The sequence below is a fragment of the Rhodoblastus sp. genome (assembly GCF_052145335.1).
Classification (GTDB): domain Bacteria; phylum Pseudomonadota; class Alphaproteobacteria; order Rhizobiales; family Beijerinckiaceae; genus Rhodoblastus.
In genome coordinates this window covers 1-2,632 of sequence record NZ_JBKQOU010000083.1, presented here as the reverse complement: position 1 = coordinate 2,632, position 2,632 = coordinate 1, and the positions used below count along the sequence as shown (strand labels likewise).

At 65.8% G+C, this 2,632-nt stretch carries 1 protein-coding gene; it reads right to left on the bottom strand.

The features are described 5' to 3' along the window. Window positions 1-2,353 (bottom strand): glycosyltransferase family 2 protein (locus ACLP2E_RS05970; protein ID WP_442465411.1); only part of this gene is annotated, 2,353 nt, incomplete at its 3' end. Between the last annotated feature and the right edge of the window lie 279 nt (window positions 2,354-2,632).

The following is a 2,632-nucleotide window of genomic DNA, read 5'->3' as shown; positions in this document are numbered from 1 at the left end:
GCAGGCGCTCATATTCCTCGTTCTCGACCTTGCCGGCAACGAAAACATTTCCCGGTCCCATCACGGCGAGATCATTCACGCACGCGCCGAGCACGATGATCCGCGCAGGGTCGCCACGCTGCAACAGCAGGCGGCCCAGGCTGACGATCAGCCGGTCGGCGAGCGCGCAGGGCATCGGCGTGACAATCGCCAGCGCATCGCCCGGCGTTTTTCGTATGAGCGGCTCGACGATCGGCTCCGCGGGCGCGTCCAATACCTGTGGAGAGATCCGTTCGGAAACCAGATCGGCGCCGAAAACATTGCGGGCGAAAACATCGCTTATGCGGTCCAGCGGCCTGATCGAGTCGGCGCGCGAAAGAATCGAGCGCCAGCGCTCCAGCCGCCGCGCGGAAATCTCATCCTTTGCGGATGGCGCCAGGGCGCCCGAGCAGGACGCGCAGGGGCCGGGCGCCTCCGGCCCGAGGCAGGCGCCCTCTTTCGGCAAGCGGAGGGAAAAAGCCCATTCGAGATCGGCGCAGACCAGTTCGACCGGCAGGTCGAGCGCGAACAGCGCCGTCAGCAAAGCGTCTGGCAGCGAAAGCGGGTCGAAAATCTCGATCCGGCGCAGTTTTGTCGCGCCGAGATAGGCTCGCAGCGCCGCGATCCCGGTGGCGGTGTGCAGTGAAAAACTCAAGGAGTGTGGCGGCGCCTCGTTCGGGCCGCGCAGAAAAACGCGGTCGCCCGCGAGCGTGCAGGCGCAGATCAGCGGCGCCGCTTCCCCTTCGACGTTCGTCCGCCTTTGCGCCTCTTCGCGCGCCAAAAAGCCGGACGCGCCCTCGCCGCAGACCAGCAGCGCCGCCTCGCGTTCGATCGGCGCGAGCGCCTCGATGGCGCCGCGGAAAGTTTTTAGCGGATCGGCGTGGTCGAAGGCGGCGGCTTCGAGACTATGGGAGGGAAAACGGCTCTCCAGCGTCGCGAGATTGCGCATGACGAGGCGCTTCTTCTCGGCCCCGAACGAGCGCGCGCCAGCATGGCCGACATAGACGCCGACGGCGCAAACGTTGCGAAACCCTTGTTCACGCGCGCGGAGACAGAATTCGACGTCTTCGAAATAGCCTCTGGCGTAAATTTCGGGAAGCGGGCCGACGGCGTCGAGACAGGCTCGGGTGACATACAGGCAGAAGCCGATTCCGTTGGGCAGATCGACCGCGGCCGCGCCATTGGCGCGGTGCGCGAGGGCGTCGAGCCGGGCCACCTCCTCCGGCGATCCGAGCGGATTGGCAACATTCGGCGTCGGAAAGCTGGTGATTTCGCCATTGTTGGACAGCGGCGTGACCGTGCCGATCCCCGGCGCCGAGCGCGCGACGGCGGCGAGCCGGCCGATGCTGGAGGGAGGAGGCAGTGTGTCGGCGTTGAGCAGGACAATGTCGCCGCTGGAGCATTGCGCCAGCGCCTTGTTGACCGAGGCGGCGAACCCGAGATTGACCTCGTTGCGGATCAGCAGGAATTTCCGCGCCGCGGCCTGCAGGTCGAGATAGGCGCGCAGGCGCGGATTGGGGCTGGCGTCATCGACGACGATCAGCCGGGCTCCATCGCTTCCCCCGGCGAACAGCGCGTCGAGGCAGGCGCGCGTCGCCTCGAAATCTTCATAGACCGGCACGATGATCGACAAGGGACCGGCGTCGGCGGACGAATGCGGCGCTGGCGCGTGTCGCGCAATATGGCGCTGCCGTAGTGGCGACGGCGGCGAAAAACTTTCGACCAAAATCCCATCGAGCAGAAAGTCGAGCCGCCGCAAGGCGCGATCATTGTCCTCGACCGCGATGTCGGCGCAGGACAAATTGGCGCCGGCGAGAGCGTGTTGCGAATCGGGCGCGATCCGGCAATCCTGCGTCCCGGCGGCCTGAACGCGCAAAATCATAGGAGCCGCGCCGGCCCAGGCGACCCAGCCGGCGGTCATCTCGCCTTGGCGCCGCAGGCCGAACAGCGTCCGCGCGCCGTTTTCGAAAAGCAAGGCGACGGCGTGGCGCAGCGCGTCCATCCCCGACGTCTCGTCGGCGACAAGGGCCCGAGCGGCGGCCAGCTTCTGCTCCGGCGCGCCCCATAGCAGCGCGATATGATTGACAAGACGATCGGTGGGATCGATCTCCATCGCGCGTGCGAGGTCGAGCGCCGCGACATCCTCATGGCCGGCGCGACGCGACGCCTCCGCGCGCAGAAGATAGTCATGCGCGCCCGGATTCGACTGCCGGCAGCGGCGGTCCGCATATTGGAAGGCCAACGCGAATTCGCCCTGGTTCAAATGCCCGCCGGCGAGCAGCGCCAAAGCTTCGCAATGACGCCCTGGGTCGAAGAACAAGGCGTTGACGTTCAAGAGTCCCCCCAGCGCGACAAAAAAGCGGCGCCCGTCACGCAAAAAAATGGACGATTGCAGCGCACCATGCGGCAAAAGTCCTGCAAAGGCTAGAGCCGGCGGAGATTCAAAACATGTCCCGCAAAGGCAATGACGGTTTCGCAAAATGGATTTGCGATGTCGAGTCATCTGGAGCCCATCCTGTTCCGGCGAAGGGTAAGGGACGCCAGACGAGCGCTATCAGCCGTGCGACGTGGCGACCGTTTCCGGCATCGCAACGGACTCCTGTCCCTCCGGCGG